Raw genomic sequence first — 9,164 nt, 5'->3', positions numbered from 1 at the left:
AGCGAGGCACCGAGTGGTGGGGCAAAGCGTTTTTTGGTTACTTTTTTAGGCGTTTGTAAAAAAGTGACCCGCTGTAAGAGCGGAACCATAAGCCGCCGTTACCGAAGAAACGGATATGTACTCAGTCAACAATAAACCGCACCCCCGCCCTAACCCGCTCATCCACGGTCAATTCGAAAATATCCGGCCGGGCATAATGCCCAACCACATCATAGTCATACCGCGCCCGCACCAAATCATCCGTATCAATCCGCGCCACCAGCAACCCCGCGCCACCGAGCAATGGCCCGGCAAGAACGTCCCCCATGGGCCCGACAATCACACTGCCCCCCGCGATCAGAGGCCGATCCACCGGCCAGTTCGCCACCTCCACACCCAACGCCTGGGGTGACGCCTGCACCTGACACGCACTCACCACAAAACACCGCCCCTCATGGGCAATATGCCGCATGCTCACCTGCCACATTTCCCGCTCATCCACCGTCGGCGCGCACCACACTTCCACACCCTTGGCGTACATCGCGGTGCGCAACAACGGCATCATGTTCTCCCAGCACACGGCGCCACCGATGCGCCCTACCGCGGCATCAATCACCGGCAACGTCGAACCATCACCCTTGCCCCAGATCAGCCGCTCAGTGCCGGTAGGCATCAATTTGCGATGCCTGGCCACCAACCCGCCCACCGGTTCGAAATACAGCACCGTGCAATACAACGTGCTGCCACTGCGCTCGATCACGCCCAACACCAGGCTCGCCCCGGTGCGCGCCGACAAGCCGGCCAGCGCTTCGGTCTCCACACCCGGCACATCAATCGCATTGGCAAAATACCGCGCAAAGGCCTCGCGCCCTTCAGGCAGGCGATACCCCAGCTGGGTGCCGAAGCCTTCACCTTTGGGATAACCCCCGAGCAACGCTTCCGGCATCACCACCAGTTGCGCACCGCTGCGCAGGATTTCGTCCTCGTAGGACAGGATCTGTTCCAGGGTCTCAGCCTTGCCACCCGGCAAGGAACCGATTTGCAGCGCAGCCACGGTAGAAACAGGCATCACGATCACTCCGTATCAATGGGGGTTGCCCATTCTCCGGCCAGCGGCAATCATGAATAAAGCCCGCTTCGCTGCTAACTGATATGAGCCATATGAATATCGCCAACGTCGATCTCAACCTGCTGAAAACCTTCGAGGCCCTGCACGACGAATCCAGTGCCAGCCGTGCCGCCCTGCGCCTTGGCGTCACGCAGTCGGCGATCAGTGCAGCCCTGCGCCGCTTGCGCGATGTGTACGGCGATCAGTTGTTCGTGCGTACCGGCCGGGGCCTGGCGCCCACCTTGCGGGCCAATCAGTTGAAGCCGGTGATCAGCGAAGCCCTGGATCGCTGCCGCCAGAGCCTGGCGATGGTGGATCCCCAGGGCAATCACTATCAGGGCCGTTCGGTGGTGGTGGGGTTATCGGATGATTTTGAAATCGCCTACGGCCGGCGGCTGATTGAAGAGATTGCCCGGCGTGCGCCAAAGCTGCGGTTGATGTTCCGCCAGACCCACAGCCAGATCGTTGCCGACGCCCTGCTCGACCGCAGCCTGGACCTGGCAATCACCGCCGGCGGGTTTGCCGAGCGCCGGTTGAGCCGGCAGGTATTGGGGGAAGGCCATTACGCGTGCCTGGTGGACCCCGACAGCCTGGCGCCGGGACAACAGGCCATCGACCTCGACGAGTTCGTCAGGCGCGAGCATGTGCTGGTGTCATCCGGCGGGTTTATCGGGATCACCGACGAGGGCCTGGCCGCGCAGGGGCTGAGCCGCCACGTAGGTGCCTCGACCACACACTTCGCGGCGCTGCCGTTCTTGCTCAAGGGCAGCCAGGCGGTGGCGACCATCCCCGGCCATGCGGCCCAGGCCATCGCGCAGATGACCGGACTGAGGGAGCTGCCTTGCCCGCTGGCGCTGCCGCGTTACCCGGTGGAGCTGGGCTGGCGCACCCAGGCGCAACTGGATCCGTTGCTGCTCAAGGTGCGCGAGGCAATCGAGGCTTGTTTTACTTCGCCGCCATCAGGCGATTGACTTCACTGCGCACCATGTTCGAGAACTCCGGCGGTGACATGCCGTCCAGTTCTGCACGCACCCATTCGGCCCATTTGCCCTTGCGCTTGGCGCGTTCGCCAAACAGGCGGGCGGCCTCGCCCTTGGCCTTGCCCAGGTTGCTTTGCCAGAGGTCGTAGAGACGGGACTTTTCATCTTCCAGCGCGGCGCGCTCGGCGAGGGGCTTGTTGGCCAGATTGAAGCTCATGTTGAATTACCTGCTGCACAAATAGGTGACATCTTACACTGTAGGTTGAAATTTCCTGGCCTGGATTTCTCCTAAGCTGACCACAGGAAAAAAACTGCAACTTTTGCCCGCTTCAAACACTCCATTCTTCATCAAGCGCATTCATTGCCACATTCACCCGCAAGGAGTTAACCCAATGGCTCGCAAATCTGCCGCCCAAGCCGTCGAAGACCAAATCAAGGACCAAGCCTTCAGTGAACTGACCGCACTGATCGAAGAATCGGACAAGCTGCTCAAAAGCAGCGCGTCACTGGTGGGGGAAGAAGGTGAAACCCTGCGTGAACAGGTCGCCATCAAGCTCAAGCAGGCGCTGGACTCGGTGTCCAACGTGCGCGAGCGCAGCAAGCCGGTGGTGGATGCCACCGAAACCTATATCGGTGGCCACCCATGGCAGACCGTGGCGATTTCCGCCGGGTTTGGCCTGGTAGTCGGCCTGTTGCTGGGCCGCCGCAACTGATCTGATGCAACGGCTGCGCCCTCCCCGGGCGCAGCGCGCTTCACGCCTGTGCCAACACCCGCAACCGACTCAATTCCTGCGTTTCGATCTCGATCCCGCCTGACAGCGACTTCGCCCGTGTGCGATGGCGCCGATCCCCCGGCAAACGCCGCAACCCTGCCGCATGCATCTGTCGCACCAATTCCTGGCTGCGCTCGGCGAAGCTCTGCCCGGCGGTCTTGCTCGGGTCGATCACGATCAGCAACTGGCCGGTCCATGGCGTACGGGCGCCGGGGTGATCGGACCAGTTGAACTCAAACGAGAAGTTACCGCCCGTGAGGGCCGCGGCCAGCAGCTCGACCATCATCGACAGGGCCGACCCCTTGTGCCCGCCAAACGGCAGCAGCGCGCCGCCTTCGAGGATCGCCCTGGGGTCCTGGGTCGGCTGGCCGAGGCTGTCCACACCCATGCCCGGCGGCAGGCGCTCGCCCTTGCGCGCGGCAATCTGCACGTCGCCATGGGCGATGGCGCTGGTGGCCAGGTCAAACACGATCGGCAGGCCATCGGCGCGGGGCGCGGCGAAGGCAATGGGGTTGGTGCCGAACAGCGGGCGGTCGGCGCCGTGGGGCACCACGCAGGTCATGCTGTTGACCACGCTCAAGGCCACCAGGCCTTCTTCAGCAAAAGGCTCGACATCCGGCCAAAGCGCCGCGAAGTGGTGGGAGTTATGGATCGCCAGCAAGGCAATCCCGGCACTGCGGGCCTTTTCCACCAACAGCGCACGGGCGGCTTGCAGTGCGGGCTGGGCGAAGCCGTTAGCCGCATCCACCCGCACAAACCCGCTGGCCACATCCTCGACCACCGGCACCGCCTTGCCGTTGACCCAGCCACTGGCCAGGGTCGAGACGTAACCGGGGATACGGAATACACCGTGGCTGTGGGCACCGTCGCGCTCGGCGCTGGCGCAGTTCTCGGCCAGCACCTGGGCCACATCGGCCGACGTACCGTGGCGGACAAACACCTGGCGCAGCAGGTCGGTCAATTGCGCATAACTGAGTCGCTCTGATGAAGACTCGACATCCAAAGGCGATGCAGACATCTGAAGCTCCCGTTTAATTATTGGAATGGGCAACAGCGTACAAGAATCGGTCCGTCGATTAGACAGGGTTTGCCCCATGGCTGTCGACAGGGAGCGCCAGACATATCTAGCCCCTCGTGGCGCCAGGCCTGGATAGGTTGCAGGCACGCAACTCTTCAAGGATCAGGATGATGAGCCACACCCCTCTCCCGTATTTTTTCCCCGAAGCCATGCGCGTGGGCTGGAGGGCGCTGGACCGTGAGCGCCAGCTGAACATCGACAGCAGGGACATCGAGTTTCTCGGCAAGGTGTTTTTTGCCAGCGATGCAGGCCGTCGCCAACAGTCGCCGCCAATGATCGCGCAGCGCATCTGGTTGAATAAAAGCACTGCCAATGCCGTCGAACTGGCCGGCAGCTTCATGATGAGTTCAACCAGCGCCTACCCACATGCCTGGCTCTACACCCCGTACGGCGGCCTGGAAAAATTCGACAGCCCCGCCCACTTGCTGACAGCACTGACCGAGCGCTTGAAAACCCCGGACAGCGCCACGCAACTGCTGTACTTCCTGCCCTTGCAGCAACAACCATCGCCGCTACTCGACAACCGACTGGTGCTGACACCGGAGGCCATGCTCGGCGACGTATTGGGTGAACAGGAAAAAACCCTCAGACGCTATCAGGAGAATAATCGCCAGGCGCTGCTGGCGGCGTTGAAACAGTTGCCCGCCCTCGGCACCCTGCTTTCAAAACTGCTCGAAAGCGTCTGCCGCACACTGTTCCCCGGGCTCAGCCCCGGCGAAGCCCACGTGAGTTTTTTCGCCATACAGCCCGTTGGGCACACGGTGCCTCGCTGGCTCGACTCGCTGCAACTCAATGACGCGGTGCTGTTGTACTACCGTGAACAAGCCTGGCCCGCCGGGCAAACCCGGGAGTTCTTCCACCCCAAGCGGCCTGCCGACGCCAAGGCCCGCGACACGCAGCGTTGGGAAACCGCGATCAAACAAGCCGCCGGCCAACTGATCCCGTTCCTGCACAGTGCACTGGAGACGTTCTGGAACAGCGAGATCGCACCGGGCGTGTCGCGTCGGGCCTGGTTCGCCCGGGCCATGGCCGCCAATGCGCAACTGGATCTGCTGTTCAAGCGCCAGCAATCCATCATCAGTCCGGAGCAAAGCCGCGCATTGGCAGCGCTGTACGCTTCCCGGGGTAACGAGGCCCCCCCGAACAGCCAGACGCTGCGCGTCGAGAACGTACAGATCTGGGAGCAGCCGAGCAACGCCGTCGAGCTGGCCAGCACCTTGATGATCGGCAATTCGCAGACCTTTCTCTACACCCCAGAGAAGGGCCTGCAGGTGCTCGGGACCTACGACGATCTGATGGACACCCTCAAGGCCATGGTCAAGGCACCAGGCTATGAAGATGACCTCTACAACCTGATGTCCCTGGAGGAGCGGGCGCTGTTTGTGGGGTTCAAGACGCCGCAGTTTTCCGGCATTCCTATCGCCGGCAATCTGTTTGAGCAGGTGCTCGAAACCATCATCGGCAAGCAGCAACAGAACCTACGCTACGCGCTCGATCTGTACCGACGCACCCGCGCCGGCATTGACCCCTCGGCCTTGCTCGACTACGCGCTGGATGTGCGGTACATGATCGACAGCCACCTCCCGGGCCTGGATACCGCGGGACGCTGGACGCCTCATTCGGTACTGGCCGACCCGACTCGCCCGGTGTCGCTGGCCGCCGAACGTGCCGCCCTGCTGCAAAAGCAGATGACCGATATCCAGGACACGCTGGCAACCCAGGTGCGAGCGCAACCCACATTGGCCAACACCGTCAATCAGGCGCTCACCGCCGAGTTCAACCGCCGCGGCTTGGCTGGCCACGATCCCGGCAAGATCTACGTCAATCGCTACGCCGCCAGCGCAAGCGCGACACCCGCCACTGCGCCCCTGGAAAGCCAGAGCCTGCGCAGTTACTTTCTTGCGCGCCTGATACACAAGCGCGGGCCGATTCCGCAAACGCCGCACTATGGCCTTTACGCCAGCCAGGGCGATGGGGCTGTCACACCGCTGGGCGGCCTGGACATAGCGCAAGCCAACGCAGTGCTCGATGCCGCACTGGTCAAGTTTCATCACTCCAACATTGCCGATATTCCCCGCGAATACCTGGAACAGCTCAAGGCGCCGATGGCCCATGCCATGGCGGTGGCGATCCAGGGCGAAGCCAGGCTCAGGCGCCTCAACAACAGCCTGGACGCGCGTGATGAGGCGATCGCGCAGACGGTGTTTGATCTTCAACACCCTGATCGCCGCCGGCGCCAGGGCCTGGGTGGATTCATCCCGGATGCCTATGCGTTGACCGTCGAACCCGAGGGCCTGACGCAACGGGTGCCCCTGGCGCATTGCTTGATGCTCACCGAACGCGGTGGCCTGGCCCCGTCCCACTCAGGCCGGGCCGTGCTGTGGACGCCGGCGCGCGGCCTGGAGAGTTTCGCCAATGTCAGCCAGTTGCAGACAGAACTGCAACGACGACTGGCCGCCCCGGACCTTCGCAGGCAGCTACTGGCCAATCTCGACCCGCGCTATCTCAAACCGCACCAGGCCTGCGCACTCGGTCAGTTCATGCTGATCAACGGCGCGGTCGCACAGCACTGCCAGCAGTCCTGGATTGATCATTACCGGGCACAACGGGCTCACTGCCTCACCCTGACGCTCTCAGGGGACGCCTTGCTGAAGCGTCTCGGGGGGCTGGAAAAGGCCTTGCCGGCCAACGACCTGGGCCATGCCTCACAAATCGCCCAGACCTTCATGGCACAACAATCACTGCCCGCCTGGCTGGGGATGGCGTCTGTCAGCCAACAGCGTCGCCATGTCGAAATCCTTGAGCAATACCGCCACAGCCTCACGGATGACAAGGACTACCTTGACGATTTCCTGCCGCTGCCAGCGTATCTCGGCAGCAAGCTCATCGACTTGTTGCAGCCCTATGACGTGCGCCCGCAAGACGTCTACATCCTGCCCAAGCTGGTATTGGCCGGCCAGCGGCAGAACCTGGTGGACTACGCCCTCAATCACGTCAGCCAGCAAGCTGCTGCATTCGATGTCGAGTCCACAGCCGCCGGCCTGACACCTGCTGTGGTGCGCCAGATCCTCGCGCGCCTGCCCCTCAAGCAGGACCACCAGGCTTGCCTGGTCGAAAAACTCACCCCGGGCAAGCCGGGCGCAGACGTGCGGGAGCGCCGGTTTATTCAGCAACTGCCCTGGCAACTGTTGCAAAATGCCCACGCGCTGAGGCTGCAGGAACTGTTATCACCCGCGGGCCTGAGCCTGGTCGAACAGGTCCTCGACATGCCGGACGCGCTCGCCCGCGCAGCGGTCGAGGGCGCGACCTCGACAGTGCGTCCGCTGGAGTTGATCGCCACGGCGGGGGCCCGGTCCATCAAGGCCCTTGGGGTCTACTTGATCAGTGCCGTCGAAAGCACTCCGCTGGTGATGTATGCGCCCTATGGGCCGCAACAGGCGTTCCAGGAGTTCGACAACGAAGCCGATTTGATTCGCCGGCTCAACCTGCCCGGCCCCTTGCAGGACTGGGTGATCGGTCGCCTGCCAGAGGCTGAGCAAGCCACGTATAGACACCTCTGGGCCAGCACGGTCGGGGGAACTTCGGAAATCACCCTGGGGGCCAATCCGATCAAGGGCCACGCGCTCAAGCAGTTGTACCGCGACAACATCGGATTGATCTCGAACCTGTTTGAACAGCAATCCCAGGCCAACGGCCGGTCAGCCTGGGACACCCTCAAAGCCTTGTTCAGCAGCGGACTGCAGCACGCGCAGGCGTTGCTGCCGGGCAAACTGATGGTGCCGCTGGTGATCTGGCAAAGCTACAAACTGTTCCAGGCCTCTGCCGAAGACTTGCAGCAACACCGCTGGCGCGAGGCGCTGCAAACCTTCATCGGCGGTGTCGCGCAAATGGCTTCGATCCGCGCATTGATGGATGAACCCTCGACACCAGGCACCGCCCCCGCGCAACCCGCGCCGACGCAAACGGCCAGTGCCTGGCACGACATGGACGTCACCGCCCGGGCGCGAACCCGGCTGCAAGGGTACGAAGCCTGCGACATCAGCCTGGAGGGCCTGACGGCAGGCAACACGGGCGTCTACACAGCGACGGACAACCGGCATTACCTGCCGTGCGCAGGCAAGGTCTACCGCGCCAGGCAGGTCGAAGGCCATTGGCGGCTTTTCAGTGCACGGTCCAAAGGACCGTTTGTGCGCCTGGATGCCAACCGCAAATGGACCCTGGACCCGGGCGCATCGGTTCGCCGCCACGGCCCCGGATGGAGTGCAATGATGGACCGCCGTGAGGTGCGGACAGCCGTGGACCAGGTGATGAACGTCGAGGCCCGCGGCCTCGCCGAGATTCGGCGTGTGTCGCCCTCCAGGGCCCAGGCGATCGTCGAGGCACTGGACCTGGCAACCTTCTACCTGCACAACTGCCAGCAGAACCTGAAGCTGCTCGACCACCAGTATCCGCCCGTGACCCGGGTGCATCGCTTTATCAACCGCTTCTTCGGCATCCCGATAGACGCCGACACCGGCCCGGCCAAGTTTCCGGAAGCCCTCGCGCAAAAACTCATGGACACGGTGACCGCCCTCCTCGATGAGGCGCTGGAGCCGACACTCTACTCGCTCAATTCCCGGCGTTTCGTCTCCGGTGCGCATATTGCCGAACCCGAACGGCACTGGGCGTTTACCATCGACGGCGACCCGGATCGACGCATCTACCTCACTGAAAACTTCTTCAACCCGCCTACGGCCGATTTCGAAGGGCGCCTGATCAATCACTTCGACCAAAGAGCCCATGCCCGCGCGGCCACCTTGATTCATGAGTTGACTCATATCGTGAGCAATACCGCCGACGTCGCCTACCTCAATTCCACATCACCTTTTTCCGACCTGATTGAAGTACAGACCCAAGCCGGTCGCGATCTTCAGGACTGGCTGCGCAACGTGCAGGAGAATGCGTACTCGATCAACACGCCAGTGGGGCAGTTGTTCAAATCAGCGGACGCGTGGGGGGCTACCGGGTCTGATCTGGGGACCGACCCGGAAGATGACTACATCAAGCAGCAGATTCTTGCCACGACCGGAGGCGTGGACTTGAGCAATGCGCGGGGAATTTTCAAAACCAACCTGACGCGGCGGTTCAACACACAGATGGATAACGCCGACTCACTGACCTTGCTGATCACCACCCTGGGGCGCCAGTTGGACCCCGTGCCTTCGATTGCCGAAGCCACACCGTAACAGACAGGGTGCGGACCGAAC

At 62.6% G+C, this 9,164-nt stretch carries 6 protein-coding genes; 3 read left to right on the top strand and 3 right to left on the bottom strand.

Going from position 1 to position 9,164, the window contains the following annotated elements; genetic code table 11:
• Positions 1 to 121 precede the first annotated feature (121 nt).
• Entirely contained in the window at positions 122 to 1,048 is a 927-nt protein-coding gene (locus HYE77_RS26715; RefSeq protein WP_102605635.1) for a carbon-nitrogen hydrolase family protein, read from the bottom strand.
• Positions 1,049 to 1,140: 92 nt separating this feature from the next.
• Here HYE77_RS26715 and HYE77_RS26710 point away from each other — a divergent pair, with 92 nt between their 5' ends.
• A complete protein-coding gene (locus HYE77_RS26710) occupies positions 1,141 to 2,058 on the top strand; it encodes a LysR substrate-binding domain-containing protein (RefSeq protein WP_008432042.1) in 918 nt (305 codons plus the stop codon).
• On the opposite strand, the gene HYE77_RS26705 is transcribed toward HYE77_RS26710, so the two are convergent.
• Positions 2,033 to 2,284: a hypothetical protein gene (locus HYE77_RS26705; protein WP_003217960.1), complete on the bottom strand. Its 252-nt coding sequence runs from the start codon at positions 2,282 to 2,284 to the stop codon at positions 2,033 to 2,035. The genes HYE77_RS26710 and HYE77_RS26705 overlap by 26 nt on opposite strands.
• Positions 2,285 to 2,459: 175 nt before the next feature.
• Between HYE77_RS26705 and HYE77_RS26700 the strand changes: the two genes are divergently transcribed.
• Positions 2,460 to 2,780 carry a YqjD family protein gene (locus HYE77_RS26700; RefSeq protein ID WP_003217958.1) on the top strand — a complete coding sequence of 107 codons (321 nt, stop codon included), beginning with the start codon at positions 2,460 to 2,462 and terminating at the stop codon, positions 2,778 to 2,780.
• Between the two features lie 40 nt (positions 2,781 to 2,820).
• Here HYE77_RS26700 and HYE77_RS26695 read toward each other — a convergent pair whose 3' ends face one another.
• A complete protein-coding gene (locus HYE77_RS26695; RefSeq protein ID WP_177051034.1) occupies positions 2,821 to 3,858 on the bottom strand; it encodes an Ldh family oxidoreductase in 1,038 nt (345 codons plus the stop codon).
• A gap of 170 nt (positions 3,859 to 4,028) precedes the next feature.
• On the opposite strand from HYE77_RS26695, the gene HYE77_RS26690 reads away from it, so the two are divergent.
• Positions 4,029 to 9,143 carry a dermonecrotic toxin domain-containing protein gene (locus HYE77_RS26690; RefSeq protein ID WP_177069876.1) on the top strand — a complete coding sequence of 1,705 codons (5,115 nt, stop codon included), beginning with the start codon at positions 4,029 to 4,031 and terminating at the stop codon, positions 9,141 to 9,143.
• The last annotated feature ends 21 nt before the right edge of the window (positions 9,144 to 9,164 follow it).

Origin of the sequence: Pseudomonas sp. IPO3774, assembly GCF_013386835.1 — a bacterium.
Lineage (GTDB): Bacteria > Pseudomonadota > Gammaproteobacteria > Pseudomonadales > Pseudomonadaceae > Aquipseudomonas.
Note: the sequence above shows the minus strand (reverse complement) of the source record. Positions and strands in the feature narration are given on the sequence as shown.